23 protein-coding genes are annotated in these 19,217 nt (G+C 71.0%); 12 read left to right on the top strand and 11 right to left on the bottom strand.

The features are described from left to right. Positions 1–15: 15 nt before the first annotated feature. From DWB05_RS09500 to DWB05_RS09465, 8 genes are all read right to left on the bottom strand, one after another. Positions 16–447 (bottom strand): hypothetical protein, encoded by a 432-nt coding sequence (locus DWB05_RS09500; protein ID WP_114376954.1) that lies wholly within the window; start codon positions 445–447, stop codon positions 16–18. Positions 448–604: 157 nt separating this feature from the next. Continuing rightward, on the bottom strand, positions 605–1,732 hold the full coding sequence (ccmI, locus tag DWB05_RS09495) for a c-type cytochrome biogenesis protein CcmI (protein WP_114376953.1): 1,128 nt from the start codon (positions 1,730–1,732) through the stop codon (positions 605–607). Continuing rightward, entirely contained in the window at positions 1,729–2,154 is a 426-nt protein-coding gene (locus DWB05_RS09490; protein ID WP_332871719.1) for a cytochrome c-type biogenesis protein, read from the bottom strand. Before DWB05_RS09490 ends, ccmI begins: the two co-directional genes overlap by 4 nt. A gap of 173 nt (positions 2,155–2,327) precedes the next feature. Next, the gene (locus tag DWB05_RS09485; protein WP_114376952.1) at positions 2,328–2,900 is read right to left on the bottom strand and encodes a DsbE family thiol:disulfide interchange protein; all 573 of its coding nucleotides are present in this window, start codon (positions 2,898–2,900) and stop codon (positions 2,328–2,330) included. Between the two features lie 7 nt (positions 2,901–2,907). Further along, positions 2,908–4,896 carry a heme lyase CcmF/NrfE family subunit gene (locus DWB05_RS09480; RefSeq protein WP_114376951.1) on the bottom strand — a complete coding sequence of 663 codons (1,989 nt, stop codon included), beginning with the start codon at positions 4,894–4,896 and terminating at the stop codon, positions 2,908–2,910. A 78-nt stretch (positions 4,897–4,974) separates the two neighbouring features. Continuing rightward, positions 4,975–5,499 carry a cytochrome c maturation protein CcmE gene (gene ccmE, locus DWB05_RS09475; protein WP_114376950.1) on the bottom strand — a complete coding sequence of 175 codons (525 nt, stop codon included), beginning with the start codon at positions 5,497–5,499 and terminating at the stop codon, positions 4,975–4,977. Beyond that, positions 5,499–5,681, bottom strand: coding sequence for a heme exporter protein CcmD (gene ccmD / locus DWB05_RS09470; RefSeq protein ID WP_114376949.1), 183 nt, complete (start codon positions 5,679–5,681; stop codon positions 5,499–5,501). Before ccmD ends, ccmE begins: the two co-directional genes overlap by 1 nt. Then, complete coding sequence (locus DWB05_RS09465; protein WP_114376948.1) at positions 5,678–6,463, bottom strand: heme ABC transporter permease; 786 nt, start codon at positions 6,461–6,463, stop codon at positions 5,678–5,680. The genes ccmD and DWB05_RS09465 overlap by 4 nt, the downstream gene beginning before the upstream one ends. Positions 6,464–6,536: 73 nt before the next feature. On the opposite strand from DWB05_RS09465, the gene DWB05_RS09460 reads away from it, so the two are divergent. The 7 genes from DWB05_RS09460 to DWB05_RS09430 all read left to right on the top strand — a co-directional run bounded on the left by DWB05_RS09460 (position 6,537) and on the right by DWB05_RS09430 (position 11,628). Further along, positions 6,537–6,833 (top strand): YciI family protein, encoded by a 297-nt coding sequence (locus tag DWB05_RS09460; RefSeq protein ID WP_114376947.1) that lies wholly within the window; start codon positions 6,537–6,539, stop codon positions 6,831–6,833. 27 nt (positions 6,834–6,860) lie between these two features. Continuing rightward, positions 6,861–7,277 (top strand): EVE domain-containing protein, encoded by a 417-nt coding sequence (locus tag DWB05_RS09455; RefSeq protein ID WP_114376946.1) that lies wholly within the window; start codon positions 6,861–6,863, stop codon positions 7,275–7,277. After that, a complete protein-coding gene (locus DWB05_RS09450; RefSeq protein ID WP_232818483.1) occupies positions 7,274–7,648 on the top strand; it encodes a Rieske (2Fe-2S) protein in 375 nt (124 codons plus the stop codon). Before DWB05_RS09455 ends, DWB05_RS09450 begins: the two co-directional genes overlap by 4 nt. Before the next feature lie 17 nt (positions 7,649–7,665). Beyond that, the gene (locus tag DWB05_RS09445) at positions 7,666–8,487 is read left to right on the top strand and encodes a class I SAM-dependent methyltransferase (protein ID WP_157967147.1); all 822 of its coding nucleotides are present in this window, start codon (positions 7,666–7,668) and stop codon (positions 8,485–8,487) included. Between the two features lie 62 nt (positions 8,488–8,549). Further along, positions 8,550–9,779 carry a Zn-dependent hydrolase gene (locus DWB05_RS09440; protein WP_114376943.1) on the top strand — a complete coding sequence of 410 codons (1,230 nt, stop codon included), beginning with the start codon at positions 8,550–8,552 and terminating at the stop codon, positions 9,777–9,779. Then, the gene (locus DWB05_RS09435) at positions 9,779–11,245 is read left to right on the top strand and encodes a M81 family metallopeptidase (protein ID WP_114376942.1); all 1,467 of its coding nucleotides are present in this window, start codon (positions 9,779–9,781) and stop codon (positions 11,243–11,245) included. The genes DWB05_RS09440 and DWB05_RS09435 overlap by 1 nt, the downstream gene beginning before the upstream one ends. Further along, positions 11,242–11,628, top strand: coding sequence for a DUF4870 family protein (locus DWB05_RS09430; RefSeq protein WP_114376941.1), 387 nt, complete (start codon positions 11,242–11,244; stop codon positions 11,626–11,628). Before DWB05_RS09435 ends, DWB05_RS09430 begins: the two co-directional genes overlap by 4 nt. A 6-nt stretch (positions 11,629–11,634) precedes the next feature. On the opposite strand, the gene DWB05_RS09425 is transcribed toward DWB05_RS09430, so the two are convergent. From DWB05_RS09425 to ubiE, 3 genes are all read right to left on the bottom strand, one after another. Beyond that, entirely contained in the window at positions 11,635–12,186 is a 552-nt protein-coding gene (locus tag DWB05_RS09425) for a bifunctional 4-hydroxy-2-oxoglutarate aldolase/2-dehydro-3-deoxy-phosphogluconate aldolase (protein ID WP_114376940.1), read from the bottom strand. 71 nt (positions 12,187–12,257) lie between these two features. Then, positions 12,258–13,109, bottom strand: a complete 852-nt coding sequence (pdxY, locus tag DWB05_RS09420; RefSeq protein WP_114376939.1) for a pyridoxal kinase PdxY — start codon at positions 13,107–13,109, stop codon at positions 12,258–12,260. A gap of 46 nt (positions 13,110–13,155) precedes the next feature. Then, the gene (gene ubiE, locus DWB05_RS09415; protein ID WP_114376938.1) at positions 13,156–13,902 is read right to left on the bottom strand and encodes a bifunctional demethylmenaquinone methyltransferase/2-methoxy-6-polyprenyl-1,4-benzoquinol methylase UbiE; all 747 of its coding nucleotides are present in this window, start codon (positions 13,900–13,902) and stop codon (positions 13,156–13,158) included. Between the two features lie 47 nt (positions 13,903–13,949). On the opposite strand from ubiE, the gene mutM reads away from it, so the two are divergent. From mutM to DWB05_RS09390, 5 genes are all read left to right on the top strand, one after another. Continuing rightward, positions 13,950–14,792 (top strand): bifunctional DNA-formamidopyrimidine glycosylase/DNA-(apurinic or apyrimidinic site) lyase, encoded by an 843-nt coding sequence (mutM, locus tag DWB05_RS09410; protein WP_114376937.1) that lies wholly within the window; start codon positions 13,950–13,952, stop codon positions 14,790–14,792. 41 nt (positions 14,793–14,833) lie between these two features. Beyond that, positions 14,834–15,610, top strand: a complete 777-nt coding sequence (locus DWB05_RS09405; RefSeq protein ID WP_114376936.1) for an enoyl-CoA hydratase — start codon at positions 14,834–14,836, stop codon at positions 15,608–15,610. A 98-nt stretch (positions 15,611–15,708) separates the two neighbouring features. After that, complete coding sequence (gene rpsT, locus DWB05_RS09400; protein ID WP_114376935.1) at positions 15,709–15,987, top strand: 30S ribosomal protein S20; 279 nt, start codon at positions 15,709–15,711, stop codon at positions 15,985–15,987. A gap of 284 nt (positions 15,988–16,271) precedes the next feature. Beyond that, positions 16,272–17,690 (top strand): chromosomal replication initiator protein DnaA, encoded by a 1,419-nt coding sequence (gene dnaA, locus DWB05_RS09395; protein ID WP_114376934.1) that lies wholly within the window; start codon positions 16,272–16,274, stop codon positions 17,688–17,690. Between the two features lie 100 nt (positions 17,691–17,790). After that, positions 17,791–19,212 carry a LutB/LldF family L-lactate oxidation iron-sulfur protein gene (locus DWB05_RS09390; protein ID WP_114376933.1) on the top strand — a complete coding sequence of 474 codons (1,422 nt, stop codon included), beginning with the start codon at positions 17,791–17,793 and terminating at the stop codon, positions 19,210–19,212. Positions 19,213–19,217 lie beyond the last annotated feature (5 nt).

Genomic DNA, 19,217 nt, shown 5'->3' with positions numbered 1-19,217 from the left:
CTCGTCCTTTCCGGTTCAGGGGGCGGGAGTGCCGACTGCGGCGGGGCAGCGGCGACGCACGGCTTGGCGGGCGAGCGCGCAGGCGAGCGCACGGGGAGTGGCGAGGGTGGTGCGCGAAGCGCGCGAGACGACCGCGCGCACAGGCGGCGGCAGCGGGGCGAGGGCGACGACGATCCCGCCCCCGATCAGTGCGGCCGCCTCCTCGGCACTCTCGGCCGCGAGGCTCGCCGCAATCAGGCGATCCTCGAGCGGAGAGGTTTCGCCGAACGCCTCGTCGGTCTCGGCTTCGGTTTCGTCGCCGGCGGCCGAGGTGGCTTGCTCATCGCCGCCCACCAGGCGGGACGCCAGGGTGGCGAACCGGGCGAGAAGGGTACGGCGCGCGGCCAGGGCCCGTTCCGGCTCGGCTTCGGAGAGCCCCTCACCCGTGGCGCCCTCCGTCTCGGCCATCCTCTCCCTCCGCAACAGACGCGCGTATGCGAGGGAGACGGCCGCAGCCGGACGGGGCGGTGCATGTCACCCTGTCGGCGACAGACCTCGGGTCGAGGACGAGGGGAGGAAGAGAGGCGGGAGAAGCCCGAGGGAAGGCAATGGGATGCAGGACGCTTCAGCCGCCGAGGCCTTGCGCGATCTTCTCGGCCACCACTTGTGGGTCGTCGGGGCGGAGTTCGGCGGCGCGTCGGAGTGCCTCGCGCGCCTCCGCCGCCCGGCCGAGCACCCGGTAGGCGCGCGCGAGGCTGAGCCACCCTTCCGCGTCGTCCGGGGTTTCGCGCATCCGTTCGGCGAGCCGCTGCACCATGCCTTCGATCATCGCCGCGCGTTCCGCCGGCGGTAGCGCCTGGGCGGCGGCCATCTGGTCCGCCGTCGGCCCGGGGGCGGCGGCGACGCGAAGCCGCGTCTCCGCCTCGGCGATGCGCTCGCGCAGCATCGGCAGCCATTCGGCGTCCGCCGGGGCCGCGCGCTCCACGGCCCGGAAGCCCTCGAGCGCGGCGGCGGCGTCCCCCGCCTGCAGGTCGGCGAGCGCAAGGTAGTAACGGGCGCGGAGATCGTCGGGGGCGGCGAGCCGGGCGCGCTCGAGCCAGCGTCGGCCTTCGGGTGTGATGCGCCCGTCGGCGGCGAGAGCGAGGGTCTCGACGAGGTCGGTGGCGAGGACGGGGTCGAACCGGATGGCGAGTGCGCGGCGCGCGGCCTCGGCCGCGGCGGCGTAGTTGCCGCGGCGGCGTTCCACCTGCGCCACCAGCACCCAGCCGCGGCGCGCCTCCTCGCTCTGCGGCGGCAGTTCCGCGATGCGCGCCAGCACTTGGCCGAGCAGGCGGTCGGCTTCGGCGCGTTCGGCCTGGCGCACGGCCTGTACCTCGGCGAAGGGGAAGGCGGGCATGCCGGGGGTGCCGCGAGGGAGATAGAGAGCGAGCGCCGCGGCCGGCAGGGCCAAGGCCGACCCGGCGAGCAGCCAGCGCGCGTAGCCCGGCGTGGCGGGGGCCGGCGCAGAGGTGGGCGCGGACGGGACGGCCGCGAGCAGGCGCCGCTGCACCTCGAGGACGGCGTCGCGGTATTCGGCTTCGGAAAGGCGCCCTTCCGCCCGGTCGCGCTCGAGTTCGGCGAGCTGCGCGCGGTAGAGGGCGGCGTCGTGCTCGGCGCGCGGGGCAGGCGGCCGCACACCGCGGATGGCGGGCCAGAGCACCGCAAGCACGGCGAGGAGCGTGGCGACGCCGAGGACGATCCAGACCCAGATCATTCCGTGAGCAGACCTTTCAGCCGCGCCCTCTCCTCGGCGCTGAGCTCGGCGGGCGCGCCGGGTGCGGGACGGCGGCGGCGCAGGTAGAGCCAGGCGGACAGGGCGCCGAGCCCGAACAGGACGGCGGGCGAGGCCCAGAGCGCGATCGTCATCGCGTTCACGGGCGGCTTGAGCAGGACGAACTCGCCGTAGCGGTCGACGACGAAGCGCACGACCTCCTCGTCCGTGTCGCCCGCCGCGACCCGTTCGCGCACGATCCGCCTGAGGTCGCGCGCCAGTTCCGCGTTCGAATCGTCGATCGACTGGTTCTGGCAGACGAGGCAGCGCAGCCCCCGCCCGATCTCGCGCGCGCGCGCCTCCTGCGCGGGGTCGGGCAGCATTTCGCGCGGATCCAGCACAGCGTGGGCGGATGACGAAATCACAAGGGCAAGAATCGCTGCGATAAAGCGGACCGGGGGACGCGCGCGTCCCCCGCGCCCCCAGCAGAGTGCGCCGCTCCCGATGGTCGCGGCGCGGTCAGGCCCGACCATCGGGAGGGCCGGGCTCATGGGGTGCGCGAGGGGCCGATCGGCCCCTCGCCTGAGCCTTCCTAGCCTCATCGATACCGCCTCAACAGAGGGCGGAGTTCGTCCGCCAGCACCTGGTCGGTGATCGGGCCGGCCATGCGCCAACGGATGATGCCCTCGCGGTCGATCAGATAGGTCTCCGGCACGCCGTAGGTGCCGAAGTCGATGGCGACGCGCCCGCCGTGATCGACCCCGATGCGGCGATAGGGGTCGCCGTGGCGGCGAAGCCAATCGACCGCTCCCGGGTCGTCGCGCCCGCCCGCGCGGTAGTTGATGCCGAACACCGGTACGCCCTCGGCGGCGAGCCGCATCAGGTGCGGGTGCTCCACGAGGCACGGGATGCACCAGGAGGCGAAGAAGTTCACCAGCACCGGGCCTTCGCGCGCCGCGGCGCGGAGATCCTCAGACGAGAAGCCGGGCTTGCCGGAGCCCTCGAGGGCGGGAAGGGTGAAGGTCGGGGCGGAGCGGCCGATGAGGGCGGAGGGCACGCCGCGCGGGTCGAAACTGCCGCGCTGCATCCCGGTCAGCATGGCCCAGAAGCCCGCTCCGGCGGCGGCCAGCAGCACGAGCGGGAGAAGGTAGAGGAGCCGGCGCGAGGTCATCGGCGTCTCATTCCGCCGCCACCGCCGCCGCGGCAGGGGCGCGCCTGCGCGCCGGCACGCCGACGCGAAGCCGCCGATCGGTGAGGCTCACCACCCCGCCCAGGCTCATCAGGATCGTTCCGGCCCAGATCCAGGGTGCCAGCGGGTTGAAGTGAAGGCGCACCACCGTCGCGCCGTTCTCCGCCGTCTCGCCGATCACGGCGTAGAGGTCGGCGAAGCCGGTGGTGCGGATGGCGGCCTCGGTCGTGCCCATGCGCGCGACGGGGTAGTGACGCCGCTGCGGGGTCAGCACGGCGACTTCGCGATCGCCCGAGAGGGCGACGAGGCGGCCCTCGACGCCGGTCCAGTTCGGGCCCGAAACGGGGCGCGTGCCCTCGAAGCGGATGACGTAGCCGGCGATCGACGTCGTCTCGCCCGGCTGCAGCAGGGTGATGCGTTCGGGCGCGATGCCCTTGCCCGCGATGCCTGCGACGGTGATGCCGACCGCCGCATGAGCGATGATACCGCCGACGATGCCGCGCGGCAGGCCGCGCGCGCGGCGCCAGGACTCGGCGAACGATACGGAGCCGAGCCGGATGCGATCGGCGAAGTCGGTCGCGGCGGCGAGCACCAGCCAGAGCGCGAGCGCGAAACCGAGAAGCGGCAGGAGCGTGCGGTCGATCGCCGCCAGGTAGACGACGACGAAGACGGCGACCACGCCGAAAGCGAGCTTCAGCCGCGCGAGCGCGGCCCACAGGTCGCCGCGCTTCCAGGGCAGAAGCGGGCCCACCCCCATGGCGAAGAGGAGGGCGAAGAAGAGGGGGAAGGTGGCGGCGTTGAAGAACGGCGGCCCGACCGTGATCTTCGCCCCCCACATGAGGTCGGCGAACAGCGGGTAGAGCGTACCGACGAACACCACCGCACAGAGGGTGGCGAGCAGGAGGTTGTTGAGGATCAGGCTTCCTTCGCGGGAGATCGGCGCGAACACGCCCTGGGGCACGAGGGCGGGCGCGCGCCAGGCGTAAAGGGCGAGCGAGGCGCCGACCGTGACGAACAGCAGGGCGAGGATGAACACGCCGCGGTCTGGGTCGTTGGCGAAGGCGTGCACGGAGTTGAGGATGCCCGACCGCACCAGGAACGTACCCAGCAGGGAAAGGGAGAAGGTGAGGATGGCGAGCAGGATGGTCCACACCTTCAGCGCCTCGCGCTTCTCCACCACGATGGCCGAATGCAGGAGGGCGGTGGCGAGGAACCACGGCATCAGCGAGGCGTTCTCCACCGGATCCCAGAACCAGAACCCGCCCCAGCCGAGCTCGTAATAGGCCCACCACGAACCGAGCCCGATGCCGACGGTGAGGGCGCACCAGGCGAACAGGGTCCACGGCCGCACCCAACGCCCCCAGGCGGCATCGACCCGACCTTCCAGAAGGGCGGCGCAGGCGAAGGCGAACGCCACCGCCGTGCCGACATAGCCGAGATAGAGGAACGGCGGGTGGAAGGCGAGGCCGGGGTCCTGCAGCAGCGGGTTGAGGTCCTGCCCGTCCTCGGGGATCGGCCAGACGCGCTCGAACGGGTTCGAGGTGAAGAGGATGAACAGAAGGAAACCGACGGAGACGAGGGCGAGCACGCCGAGCACGCGCGCGCGCAAGGTGGCGGGGAGGTTGCTGCCGAACACGGCGACCAGGGCGCCGCAGAGGGCGAGGATGAACACCCACAGCACCATCGAGCCTTCGTGGTTCCCCCAGGTGCCGGTGAGCTTGTAGAGCATCGGCTTCAGGCTATGGCTGTTCTGCACCACGTTGGCGACCGAGAAGTCGCTCACCGCGTAGGACCACATCAGGCAGAGGAAGGCGAGGGCGACGAAGCCGGCCTGGGCGATGGCGGTGGAGGGGCCGGCCGCCATCAGCATCGCGCCCCGCACCTCGCCGAGCCGTGCGCCGAGGAAGGTGACGATCGCCTGCACGCCGGCGAGCATCAGCGCGAGCACGAGGGCGTAGTGGCCGAGTTCCGGGATCATGCGTGGTGCCTCGATCCGTTTTGCCTGAAAAACGTCACACCGTCCGCCGGACCCGTCCGTTCAACCGTGCGCCCCGCGTCAGTTCGTCAACGGCCCGGGTGCGGCGGCGGAACGATCGACCTCCTTCGTGTTCCACAGCCGCGCCGGCGGCGGCGGTTCGCCCGGCTGCCAGTGCCCCGCGCGTTTGAGCGCGTCCGCCACCTCGGGCGGCATGTAGGTCTCGTCGTGGCGGGCGAGTACGGAGGTGGCGACGAAGGTGCCGTCGGGCGCGAGCCGCCCTTCCGCCACCACGCCCTGCCCCTCGCGGAACAGGTCGGGCAGAATCCCGGTGTAGGTGACGCGGATAGCGCGCGCGCCGTCCGTCACCCGAAAGGCGGTCTCCAGCTTGCCGGCCGCGTTCGTGCTGCGCTCGACCGACCCGACCTCGACGAGCCCGCCGATGCGGAACGGCCGATCCGGCGGCATCGGCTTCGCCGCGAGATCGGAGGGCGAGAAGAAGAAGACGAGGTTGTCCTGGAAGGCGGTCAGCGTCAGCGCGGTGGCCGTGCCGAGACCGAGGCCCGCGAGCAGGACGATCGCGAGGCGGCGCTTCTTGCGTGTCATCACCTGTCCTCCCGGCGGCCGCGACGGCTCAACCCCGCCGCCTCGAGCCGGCCGAGCTCCGCCTTCGCCGCCCGCCACTGGCGGAGCGAAACGAGGGCGAGCACGGCGAGGCCGCCGATGCCGATCACGTAGGACGGCCAAACGAAGGCGGCATAGCCGCCCATGGCCAGGAACTCGCTCATGCCGCCGGCACCGGGCGCGACACGCCCGCCCCTTCCATCCCCCGCGCGGCGAGGATGGCGCGCACGCGGCGTTCGATCAGCACCGTGCGCATGCGCAGCAGCACGATGGCGGCGAAAGCGAGACCGAAGCCGAGGCCCGAGATCAGGAGCGGCCAGAGGATGTCGACATGCACCGCCGGCGCGTCGAAGCGGGTGACGGAAGCCGGCTGGTGCAGCGTGTTCCACCAGTCGACCGAAAACTTGATGATCGGCAGGTTGATCGCGCCGATCAGCGCGAGGATGGCGGCCGGACGTGCCGCCCGCTCGGGCTCGTCGAAGGCGTTGGTCAGCGCGATGTGGCCGAGATAGAGGAAGAAGAGGACGAGGACGGAGGTGAGGCGGGCGTCCCACACCCACCACGCGCCCCACATCGGCTTGCCCCAGAGACTGCCCGTGGCGAGACAGATCGCGGTGAACACCGCCCCCACGGGGGCGATCGCCACCGCCGCCACGTCGGCGAGCGGATGGCGCCAGACGAGCGAGACGAAGGAAGCGACGGCGAGGCCCAAGTAGCCGCCCATCGCCCACCACGCCGCCGGCACGTGCACGTACATGATGCGCACCGTGTCGCCCTGCTGCCAGTCGCGCGGCGCGAAGACGAGGCCCCACACGACGCCGACGGCGCAGACAAGCACGGCGGCCGCCGCCAGCCACGGCAGCAGGGCGCCCGAGAGGCGCATGAAGCGCCCGGGATTGGCGAAGCGGTGCAGCGACCGGCCGGGCGGGGCGACGTTTCCAACCATTGCCGCCGATGATATGGGCGCTTTGCCCGGGTTTGAAGCACAAGCCGGCGTGGGCAGGCCGAGAGGAGACGCGATGCACTTCACCATCCGCTGCACCGACAAGCCCGGAAGCCTCGATCTCCGCCTCGCCACCCGCCCGGACCATCTCGCCTATCTGCAGCGGAACGTCGAGAAACTCGTGCTCGTCGGGCCGGTGCTGGACGAGGAGGGAAGGCCGAAAGGGTCGTTCTACGTCGTCGAGGTGGCGGACCGGGCGGAGGCCGAGCGGCTCGCGGCCGAGGACCCCTATGCCAAGGCGGGGCTGTTCGCGCGGGTGGAGATCGACCCCGTGCGGGTGGTGTTCAAGGACGGGGCGCAGGTCGCCGGCTGAGCGACGCGCGGGCGGGGACCGAGGGGCATGGCCTACTGGCTGGTCAAATCAGAACCCGACGCCTTCTCCTGGGACCAGCAGGTGGCGGCGGGGGTGGAGCCGTGGACGGGGGTGCGCAACCACCTCGCCAAGCGGCACCTGATGGCGATGCGGGTCGGTGATCTCGCCCTCTTCTACCACTCCAACGTCGGCAAGGCGGTGGTCGGCGTGGTCGAGGTGGTGCGCGAGGCCTACCCCGACCCCACGGCCGAGCCCGGTTCGCCCTGGGTGGCGGTGGACGTGAAGACCGTGGGCCCCTTCCCCCGCCCCGTCACGCTCGCCGAGATGAAGGTCTCGCCTCGGCTCGAGGGCCTCGCTTTGCTGCGCCAGTCCCGCCTCTCCGTCATGCCCGTCTCGCCCGAGCACTGGCGGACGATCTGCGCCATGGGGGGCTTCAAGACGTGAGCGAGACGGTGGGTGTGGCCGGGGCGGAGCCGGGCTGGCGCGCGCTGTGCCCGCTCGCCGCGATCCCGCCCGGCGGGGCGAAAGGGTTCCCGCCCGACCCCGGCCGCTTCACCGGCATCTTCGCCGTCCGACGGGGCGAGCGCGTGTTCGTCTATCTCAACGCCTGCCCGCATCTCGGCGTCTCGCTCGACATCGTGCCCGACCGCTTCCTCGCCCCGGGCGGCCAGCGCATCCGCTGCCAGACGCACGGGGCGGAGTTCCGCATCGAGGACGGGTTCTGCCTGAAGGGCCCCTGCGCCGGGGCGAGCCTGACGCCGGTGCCGTCGCGGGTGGATGGCGAAACGGTATGGATCGGCCCGGTGCCGGACTGATGGAAGGTCGAAGACGCATGCCTGACCAGTCATCCCCCGACCGGTTGCCGCACTACGAGTTCGGCCGGAACTGGGCCGAATTCGCCGCACGCCTGAACGAGGAGGCGATCGCCGAGGCGGTGCGCGGGCTCGAACGTTTGCTGCCGCGCGAGGAGGTCGAGGGCCGTTCGGTGCTGGACGTCGGGTGCGGTTCGGGCCTCTCCGCCTTGGCCTTCCTTCGCCTCGGCGCCGCTTCGGTGCACGCGATCGACCTCGATGCGGACAGTGTGGAGACCACGCGCCGGGTTCTGGGCCTCCATGCCGCCGGCAAAGCTTGCCAAGTCGAACGCCGAAGCGTGTTCGACCTCGACCGGCTTCCTCGCTTCGACATCGTCTACTCCTGGGGGGTGCTGCATCACACCGGCGATCTCGACCGCGCCTTTCGGGCAGCCGCCGCCAAGGTTGAGCCCGGCGGCTCCCTCGCCGTCGCGCTCTATCGGCGCACCCCGCTCTGCGGGTTCTGGCGACTTGAGAAGCGCCTCTACACGGCGGCCCCGCAGCCGATCCGGCGCGGGTTCGAAGCCCTCTACGTCGCCGCCTTCCGTCTCGCCCTCGCCATTCGGGGGCGATCCTTCGCCGAATACGTGGCGCGATATCCGGAGCGCAACCGGGGCATGTCGTTCCGCACCGACGTGAAGGACTGGCTCGGCGGCTACCCTTACGAATCGATCAGCGAGGCGGAGACCCTCCGGCTCGCCGAGGCCTGCGGCCTCGAGCCTGTTCGCCGCTTCTGTCGCCCGCCGGGGCTCGGCCTGTTCGGCTCGGGCTGCGACGAGTACGTCTTTCGCGCGCACGCTTGATGCTGGCTTCCGATGGTGCGGGCGCCAACACGATGTGGGATCGACCTGGAGAAGAGCGAGGCATGGACAACCTTCCCGTAAGCGGGGCGCGCCTCTGGGCGAGTCTGATGGAGATGGCGCGCATCGGTGCGACCGCGAAAGGCGGGTGCAACCGCCAGACCCTCACCGACGCCGACGGGGAAGGCCGCCGGCTACTGGCGCGCTGGGGCGCGGAGCTCGGCCTGACGCTTGCCGTCGATCGCGTCGGCAACATGGTGCTGCGGCGCGAGGGCGAAGACCCCTCCCTGCCCCCGATCGCGATGGGCAGCCACCTGGATACGCAACCGACGGGCGGCAAGTTCGACGGCGTGCTCGGCGTGCTGGCGGGGCTCGAGGTGCTGCGCGCCATGCACGAGGCGGGCGTGCGCACGAAGGCGCCCGTGGTGCTGGTGAACTGGACGAACGAGGAAGGGGCGCGCTTCTCGCCGCCGATGATGGGTTCGGGGGTCGCGGTCGGCGTGTTCAGCGAGGAGGAGATCCTCGCCAAGCGCGACCCGGAGGGCCGTGTGTTCGGCGAGGAGCTCGCGCGCATCGGCTGGAAGGGCGACGCCGACCCATCCTGGGCGAAACGCTTGGGCGGGTATTTCGAGCTGCACATCGAACAGGGCCCCGTTCTGGAGGCGGAAGGGAAGGTGATCGGCGTCGTCACCGGCGCATCGGGCCAAGCCTGGTTCGAGGTGACGGTGGACGGCGCGGAGGCGCATGGCGGCAACCCGATGGGCATGCGCCGTGATGCGCTCGTCGCCGCGGCGCGCATGGTGGAGGCGATCGAGGGCATCGCGCTCGAGACGGGCGGGGTGGGCACGGTCGGGCGGCTCGAGGTTTCGCCCGCCTCGCGCAACGTCGTGCCTGGGCGCGTGTGGTTCACCGTCGATCTGCGCAACGCCTCCGCCGAGGGGCTCGCCCGCCAGGTGGCGCTGTTGCAGGAACGCCTGAGCGCGATCGCCGCGGCGCGGCGGGTGGCGGTGCGCATCGACCCGTTCTGGACCGCCCCCGAGACGCCGTTCGATGCCCGGCTCGTGGGCCTCGTGCGCACGGCGGCCGAAGCGCGCGGCTACCCCTGGCGCGAGATGCCGACCCCGATCGGGCATGACGCCGTCTATGTCGCGCGCGCGGTGCCGACGGCGATGATCTTCGTCCCCTGCCACGGCGGCTTGAGCCACAACGAGGCGGAAAGCATCACGCCGGAGTGGGCGGAGGCGGGGCTTCGGGTGCTGGCGGATGCCGTGCTGGCCGCGGCGGGCCGGGCCTGATGCGCATCGCCATCGCCGGCTTCCAGCACGAGAGCCACTCCTTCGCGCCCTTCCCGGCCGATCTCGACGCCTTCCGCGCCCCTGGCGGCTTCCCCCCGCTCTCCCGCGGCGAGGTGGTCCTCGCCGCAATCGTCGGGACACGGATCCCGATCGCCGGTGCGGCGGAGCACCTGCGCGAGGCGGGTGCGGAGGTGGTGCCGCTCGTCTACGCCATGGCGATGCCGTCCGCCCCCCTCACGCGCGACGCCTACGAAACGATCGCCGGTTGGATCGTCGAGGATGCCGCGCGGGCCGGCCCGCTCGACGGCGTCTATCTCGACCTGCACGGGGCGATGATGGCCGAGCACGTGCCGGACGGCGAAGGCGAACTGCTGCGCCGCCTGCGCGACCGCCTGGGCGAGCTTCCGATCGCGGTGAGCCTCGACCTGCACGCCAACGTCACGCCGGCGATGGCGGAGCTCGCCGACGTTCTCACCGCGTACCGCACTTACCCGCACGTCGACATGAAGGAAACCGGCGCCCGCGCCGCAGCCCTCCTGCTGCGGCGCATCGCGCACGGCCGCCCTTGGGCGCGCGCGCATCGGCCGATCGACTTCCTCGTCCCCATCACCGCCCAGTGCACGCTCGTTTCGCCGATGCGCGAGCTCTACGGGCTGCGCGAGCGGATCGAGCGCGAAACGGGGGCGATCGACCTCTCGCTCTCCCTCGGCTTCCCCTACTGCGATTTTCCCGGCTGCGGGCCGGCGGTGACGGCCTATGCGGAGACGGCGGAGGCGGCGGAGGAGGCGGCTGCGCGCCTCGCCTCAGCGTTCGTGGCGCGCCGGTCCGAGATGCGCCAGCCGATCCTCTCGCCCGAAGAGGCGGTGGCGCACTGCCTTGCCCACGCCTCCCCTGAGGGACCGCCGATCATCCTCGCCGACACGCAGGACAACCCGGGTGGCGGCGGGCACGGCGACACCACCGGGCTGTTGCGCGCCCTCGTCGAGGGCGGGGTGACGGGCGCGGTGGTCGGCGTGCTGAACGACCCCGAGGCCGCGCAGGCGGCGCACGAGGCGGGGACGGGAGCGACGATCGACCTCGCACTCGGCGGCAAGAGCGACGGCATGCCCTTCACGGCGCGCTTCCGGGTGCTCGCGCTGGCTTCGGGCCGCTTCACCTGCGAGGGGCCGATGACGCGCGGCAACCGTGCGGATCTCGGGCCGATGGCGCTGCTCGAGACCGGCGGGGTGCGGATCGCGGTGGCCTCGCGCAAGATGCAGGCCTACGATCGCGCCATGTTCCGCCATCTCGGTCTCACCCCGGAACGCGCGCCCGTGCTTGCCTTGAAGTCCTCGGTGCATTTCCGCGCCGACTTCCAGCCGATCGCCAAGGAGGTGCTGATCGTCGCCGCCCCGGGGCCCGTGGTCGCCGAGCCGGCGTCGTTGCCTTTCCGCAACCTCCGCCCCGGGCTTGCGCTGCGGCCGTGAGCGACGGCTCGGTCCCATATGTCCCCCGCCGTCCGCCGGAAGACCCGCGCGAGCGGCGGGCGCGCAATTACGCGCTGGCGGTTTACCTCCTCTACGGCGCGGGCTTCTTCGTCGGCATCACCTTCCTCGTCGGCGTCGTGCTTGCCTATTACGCCCGCGACGGCGCCCCGCCCTGGCTCGCCACCCATTTCACGTTCCAGATCCGCACCTTCTGGCTGTCCATCCTGTGGGGCGTGGTCGGCTTCGTCTCGGCTTGGCTGGTGGTGGGCCTGGCCTTCCTCGCCTGGGGCTTCATTCTCACCCTCGGCCGCACCATCAAGGGTTTCCTGCGGCTGAACGAGGACCGGCCGATCGACAATCCGGAGTCGTGGTATTTTGGCTGAGCGCGCTCAGGCCTCGATGCGGTCGATGCCGACGAAGGCCGCCCCGCCGTCGCGATAGGCCATGGCTTCGGCGGCGGCGATGCCGCCCGAGGGGTAGAACGCGACCTCCGGAAACACCGTGCGCAGGGCACGAATGTGCGCTGCGCCGCCGAGGGAGGGGGCGGGGAAGACCGAGACCGCGTCGGCGAAACCCTCGAGCGCCTCGACCACCTCGTCGGGGGTGAGGGCGCCGAGCATGACGCAGGCGCCGAAGCGTTTCCCGGCAGGAACGATCTCCGGCTCGTTCCAGGGGCAGACCAGGAAGCGCGCCCCGGCCTCGCCGCAGGCATAGGCCTCGGCCGCCGTGCGCACCGTGCCGGCGCCGATGACGAGCGCGGGGTCGGCGGCGAAGTCGCGGATCAGCTCGATCGCCGACGGCGTCGAGAGTGCGATCTCGAACGCGACGAGGCCTGCCGCCCGGCCCTCTGCGATGCGCGCGCGCGCGGCTTGCGGCGTCGCTTCGCGGACGATGAGGACGCTTCCCGCCTCGGCGAGCCGGCGGGCGATCGGATGGCTCATGCTCGTTGCCCCTGCACGCTGACCGGGCGGTGCTAGCACGCTGCGCGGGCGATCGTCATCGCAGCAGGGCGTCAGGCGAACGGTTCGGCGGGAAACAGGGGATCCGGGGCGACGAGCTGCTCCTGCGCCGGGATCAGCGCCATCTCCTGCCGCCCCGCCGCCACCGTGGCGCGCAGCACGCCGTGCAAGGAGGAGGCGGCGCGCGCGGCGGCCTCGGCGAGATCGCGCCCGGCCAGCACGTGAGCGAGGAACAGGGCGGCGATGGCATCGCCCGTGCCGCGCCCGATGATCGGCAGTTTCGGCACCCGCACCCGCACCGCGCGCGACGCATCGACCGCGACCACATCGATCGCGTCCTCGGGCGTGTCCTCCACCGCGAGCGAGGTGACGAACACGATCCGCGGTCCGCGCGCGATCAGCGCCCGCGCCGCGGCAAGCAAAGTCGCGCGCGTGCGCGCCTCCGCACCCGTCAGCCAGGCGAGCTCGAACTGGTTCGGGGTGAGGATGTCGGCCGCCGGCACGCAACGGTCGCGGAAGAACTCGGGGATCCCGGGGCGGACGAAGACGCCGCGGCCGTCGTCGCCGATCACCGGGTCGCAGCACCAGAGCGCGCGGGCATTTGCCGCCTTCAGTCGTGCATGCGCGTCGAGGATCGCCTCGCCGATGCCTGCCTCGCCCATGTAGCCGGTGAGCAGTGCATCCGTCTCGGCGAGCGCCCCGCGCTCCGCCACCCCATGCACGATCTCGCGCACGAGCTCGGCGTCGACGATGCGCCCGCGCCACGATCCGTAACCGGTATGGTTGGAGAACAGCACGGTATGGACCGCGACCACCTCGACGCCGAGGCGCTGCAGCGGAAAGATCGCCGCCGCATTGCCGGCATGGCCGTGGCTGACCCAGGACTGGATCGACAGCACCTTCACGGACGAAACCCCGCTTTCGGGACGAGAGGAGAGGAACGGCGGAGGCTCAGAGACGCCAGCCGGAGTGGATGGCAGCGATGCCGGCGGAGAGGTCGCGCCAGGTCACGCGCTCGAAGCCGGCCTGCCGCATGCGCTCGGCAAGCTCGGCCTGCGCCGGGAAGCGGCGGATGCTTTCGGCGAGATAGCGATAGGCTCCCTCGCCGCGCGCAACCAGGCGGCCGAGCATCGGCAGCACCGTGAACGAATAGGCGTCGTAGAGGGGACGCAGGGCGGCGACCGAAACCTGCGAAAACTCGAGACAGAGGAAGCGCCCGCCGGGGCGCAGCACGCGGTGGCTCTCGCGCAGCACGGCATCGATGTCGGTGCAGTTGCGCAGGCCGAAGGCGATCGTTACTGCATCGAACGAGGCGTCGGGCAAAGGCAGCGCCTCGGCATCCGCCACCAGGAACTCGCAGCGCCCGATCAGCCCCTTCGCCACTGCGCGCTCCTCCGCCACCCTCAGCATCGCCTCGGTGAGATCGGCGAGCACGACGGCTCCCGCGCCGCGTTCGAGGGCAAGAAAGGCGATGTCGCCGGTGCCGGCGGCGAGATCAAGCAAGCGCATCCGCGGGTGGGGCGCGAGTGTGTTGACGAAGATGCGCTTCCAGACCCGATGGATGCCGAGGCTCATCAGGTCGTTCATCAGGTCGTAGCGTTGCGCGACCGAGTCGAACACGCCGCGCACCAACCCCTTCTTCTCGGGCACGGGCACGGTGCGATAGCCGAAATGGGTGACGGGTGCGTTGTCGCTCATGGCGCGCGAGCGTAGCCTCGAACCCGCGCGGAGGCGAGGGAGGGGGCATGCCGGAACTGCCCGAGGTGGAAACGGTACGGCGCGGCCTGGCGGCACGGCTCACGGGAAGCCGGATCGCCCGCATCGGTCTTGCCCGCGGCGATCTGCGCTGGCCGATCCCGCCGGGCTTTGCCGAGGCGCTGCAGGGCCGGCGCATCCTCGGTTTCGGCCGCCGCGGCAAGACCATCCTGATGCGTCTCGAAGGCGGGCTTACCGTGCTGTGGCACTTGGGCATGTCGGGCCGGCTTCGCCTCTCCGCCCCCGATGAGGCGGCGTCCCCCGTGCCGCACGAACACGTGGTCATCGAGACCGAGGATGGCTGGCGGGTGGGGTTCGTCGATCCGCGCCGCTTCGGCAGCCTCGATCTCGTGCCGACCGCGCACGAGGCGGACCACCCCCGCCTCGCGGGCCTCGGCCCCGAACCGCTCGATGCGGCCTTCACCCCGGCCGTGCTCGAGGCCGCCTTGGCGGGACGGCGCTGCGCGATCAAGGCGGCGCTGATGGATCAGGCCGTGGTGGCGGGCTTGGGCAACATCTATGCCTGCGAAGCGTTGTTCCGCGCCGGCATCTCGCCGAAGCGCGAGGCGCGCACGGTGCGCGGCGAGCGCGCCGCCCGCCTCGTCGCCGCGATCAAGGCCACGCTCGAGGAGGCCATCGCCGCCGGCGGTTCGTCCTTGCGCGATTGGCGGCAGACGAACGGCGAACTCGGCTACTTCCAGCATGCCTGGAAGGTCTATGGCCGGGCCGGTGAGCCCTGCGAGCGTTGCCCGGGGCCTCCCGCCTGCCGCGGCATCGCGACCATGGTGCAGCAGGGGCGCACCACGTTCTATTGCCCCCGCACGCAGCGTTGAGTAGGCGAGGGCCCGTCGCAGCCAGCGAGGGGGACGAACCCGTGGCCTACGAGATGATCCTCACCGAAACGCGCGGGCCGGTCGGCCTGATCACGCTGAATCGGCCGAAGGCGCTGAACGCGCTGTGCGACCAGCTGATGATCGAGCTCGGCCAGGCTTTGCGCGCGTTCGATGCCGATGACGCGATCGGCGCCATCGTGCTGACCGGGAACGAGAAGGCCTTCGCCGCCGGTGCCGACATCAAGGAGATGAAGGACCGCTCCTTCATCGACGTCGTCAACGACGATTTCATCGGCAACCGCTGGGAGACGATCCTTTCCGTCCGCAAGCCGGTGATCGCCGCCGTGGCGGGCTTCGCCTTGGGTGGCGGTTGCGAGCTCGCCATGATGTGCGACTTCATCCTCGCCGCCGACACGGCGAAGTTCGGCCAGCCGGAGATCAACCTCGGCGTGATCCCCGGCGCGGGCGGCACGCAGCGGCTGACCCGGGCGGTGGGCAAGTCGAAGGCGATGGAGATGATCCTCACGGGGCGGATGATGGGCGCCGAGGAGGCCGAGCGTGCCGGGCTCGTCGCGCGCGTCGTGCCGGCGGCGGAACTGATCGACGAGGCGGTGCGGGTGGCGGAGAAGATCGCCTCCCTGTCGCGCCCGGCGGTGGCGATGGCGAAGGAGGCGGTGAACCGCGCCTTCGAGACGACGCTGTCGGAAGGCGTGCGGTTCGAGCGTCGTCTCTTCCAATCCTGCTTCGCGCTCGAGGACCAGAAGGAAGGCATGGCGGCGTTTGCCGAGAAGCGTGCGCCCGCGTTTCGCCATCGCTGAGTGGGCCGCCTTGACGGCATGGGAGTCGGGGTGTAAGCAGCGCGGCCTTCGGCGGCGGGGTGATCCGCTGCCCATCGGCATCCTGATCGAGCAGCGTCATGGCGAATACGGCTTCGGCGAAGAAGCGCATCCGACAGATTGAGAAGCGCACGGTGCGCAACCGCGCGCGGCGGTCGCGGCTTCGAACCTTCGCCAAGAAGGTCGAGAAGGCCATCGCGGCCGGTTCGGCACAGGAGGCGCGGGCGGCCTTGCACGCCCTGACGCCGGAACTGATGCGTGCGGCGTCGAAGGGCGTGATCCATCGCAATGCTGTCGCCCGCAAGCTCGCGCGCCTGTCGCGCCGCGTGAAGGCACTGGACGTCGCACCGTCGGCTTGATCCTGCGGAAGCGGCCGCTACATTGCGGCCGCCTCGGCACCAGTAACCGCGCAGTCTGGTCAGTGTCAGCGCGCCTGCCATGAACTGGTTGGCGCCTATGTGTCTTCGTCGTTTCTCGTAACACAACCAACAAGTACTTAGGCGTAGTCTTTGAAACGTAACATCAGCGCAAATATTGATTTGCCTCCGGTGCGGCGGCTTTCCTAAAACACGAGGGTCTGCGCCGTGCGCTCGGCAGCAGCCGGGCGCAGGGTGCGATCCACTTGCGCGCAACGGAAGGGACCGTGGAAGAGGGCGGGCTCGGCGTGTCTCCGATCGACCCTGAAATCGGCGGCCAGTGGGCGCGCGTGCGCGGCCGGCTGCGCGAAGAGGTCGGCGAGGTGCAGTACCGCACCTGGCTTCGCCAGATGACCCTCGCCGCCGTCAGCGACGACGAGGTCACCATCGTCCTGCCGACACGCTTCCTGCGCGATTGGGTGCGGGCGCATTACGGCGATCGCATTCGCGCGCTGTGGAACGCGGAGAACGCCCGCATCCGCCGCGTCGAACTGCGCATCGGCCAACCCCAGGCCGGGCTCGCCGAAGCGCTTGCCCCGCCTCCCTCGGCCGAGCCCTCAGCCCCCTATACGACGGCCGAGACGGTGCGCAACGACCTGCGCAGCGATGCGCGCAGCGACCTTTCCGGTCCGCTCGACCCGCGCTTCACCTTCGGCACCTTCGTCGTCGGCAAGCCGAACGAGTTCGCCTATGCCTGCGCGCGCCGGGTGGCGGAGAGCGGGCCCACGCCAGGGTTCAATCCGCTTTTCCTCTATGGCGGCGTGGGCCTCGGCAAGACTCACCTGATGCACGCCATCGCCTGGGCGATCCGCGAACGCACCCCGCAGCGCGCCGTCGCCTACATGTCGGCCGAGAAGTTCATGTACCGCTTCATCGCCGCCATCCGCAGCCAATCCTCGGTCGAGTTCAAGGAAACCCTGCGCGCGGTCGACGTGCTGATGGTGGACGATCTGCAGTTCCTGATCGGCAAGGATTCCACGCAGGAGGAGTTCTTCCACACCTTCAACGCGCTGGTCGATGCCGGCAAGCAGATCGTCGTCTCGGCCGACAAGTCGCCCTCCGACCTGTCGGGGATCGAGGAGCGACTGCGCACCCGTCTCGGCTGCGGCATGGTCGCCGACATCCACGCCACCACCTACGAACTCCGCATCGGCATCCTGCAGGCGAAGGCCGCCCTGCAGGGGGTTGCCGTGCCGCAGAAGGTGATGGAGTTCATGGCGCACAAGATCACCACCAACGTGCGCGACCTCGAGGGCGCGCTGAACCGCGTCGTTGCGCACGCGCAACTGGTGGGCCGCCCCATCACCCTCGAAAGCACGCAGGAGGTGCTGCGCGACCTCCTGCGCGCGCATGAGAGGCGCGTGACCATCGAGGAGATCCAGAAGCGGGTGGCGGAGCACTACAACATCCGCCTCACCGACATGTTCTCCGCCCGTCGGGCGCGCGCGGTCGCCCGGCCGCGGCAGATCGCGATGTATCTCGCCAAGCAGCTCACCGCGCGCTCCCTGCCCGAAATCGGGCGCAAGTTCGGCAATCGCGACCACACCACGGTGATGCATGCCTGTGCGCGGATTGCCGAGCTGATGCAGAAGGACCCCTCGCTCGCCGAGGACGTCGAGCTGCTGCGCCGCATGCTGGAGAGCTGAGCGCGTTCGGCGGGCACGCGACGGACGGTCGCGCCCGGCGGTGGGGCTGCATTTCCCGCGCGAACGGCTACATTGCGGGCGTCGAGGGAGGTTCGCCGGCATGCTCGCCACCAGCCCCGCCTTCACGGAAAACGCCGCCCGCGCGCTGGCCGATGCCGGGCTGCAGAAGGCGCTTGCCGCCACGCGCCCGCGCTTTCAGGGCAAGCGGGCCAAGGCCTATGCGGGCCTGCCCGAGTTCGAGGCGCTGCGCGACGCCGCCCGCGACATCAAGAACCATACCTTGGCCCATCTCGACCTTTACCTCGAGGCCTACGCCCAGGCGGTCGAGGCGCAAGGAGGGCAGGTGCACTGGGCCGAGACGGCGGAGGACGCACGGCGGATCGTGCTCGAGATTTGCCGCCGCGTCGGCGCGCGCACGGTGACCAAGGGCAAGTCGATGATCGCCGAGGAGATCGCGCTGAACGATCACCTCGAAGCGAATGGCATCACCCCCGTCGAGACCGATCTCGGCGAATACATCATCCAGCTGCGGCGGGAACCCCCTTCGCACATCATCGCGCCTGCCTTCCATCTCAATCGCGAGGACTGGATCGCGGCCTTCCGCGAGAAGCACGCCGGCCTGCCGGCGGATCGCCCGCTTGCCGAACGGCGCGACCTGCTCGCCGAGGCGCGCACCGTGTTGCGCGGCCGCTTCCTCGCCGCCGATGTCGGCATCACGGGGGCGAACCTGCTGATCGCCGAGACCGGCAGTTCCGTCATCGTGACGAACGAGGGCAACGGCGACCTGACGCAAACCTTGCCCCGCGTGCACGTCGTGCTTGCCTCGATCGAGAAGCTCGTCCCCACGCTGGAGGACGCCTGCACCATTCTCCGCCTGCTCGCCCGCTCCGCCACCGGTCAGGACATGTCGGTGTACACCACGTTCTCCACCGGCCCGCGGCGGGCGGAGGACGCCGACGGACCGGCCGAGTATCACGTCGTGCTGCTCGACAACGGGCGGTCCGCCATGATCGGCACCGAGTTCCAGGACATGCTCCGCTGCATCCGTTGCGCGGCCTGCATGAACCACTGCCCGGTCTACGGTTCGGTCGGCGGCCACGCCTACGGGTGGGTCTATCCCGGACCGATGGGCGCGGTGCTGACGCCGTCGCTGATCGGGGTCGATCAGGCCCGCCATCTGCCCAACGCCTCCACCTTCTGCGGGCGCTGCGAAACCGTCTGTCCGATGAAGATCCCGCTGACCAAGATGATGCGGCATTGGCGCGAACGCGCCTTCGAACGCCACCTCCCTCCGCGTGCGGAACGGGCCGGGCTCGCCGCCTGGGCGTTCTTTGCTCGCCGCCCCGCCCTCTATCGCCTCGCCACCCGGCTTGCGGTCGGCGTGCTTGGTGCCTTCGGCCGGCGGAAGGGACGTTTCGCCGCTCTTCCGCTCGCCGGCGGCTGGACGGGGGGGCGGGACTTTCCCGCCCCCGAGGGCGAAACGTTCCAGGCGCGCTACGCACGCCGCGGCGGGCAGGTTTGAGGGCG

It is taken from the genome of Elioraea thermophila (ex Habib et al. 2022) (assembly GCF_003336755.1).
Taxonomy (GTDB): Bacteria; Pseudomonadota; Alphaproteobacteria; order Acetobacterales; family Acetobacteraceae; genus Elioraea; species Elioraea thermophila.
Note: the sequence above shows the minus strand (reverse complement) of the source record. Positions and strands in the feature narration are given on the sequence as shown.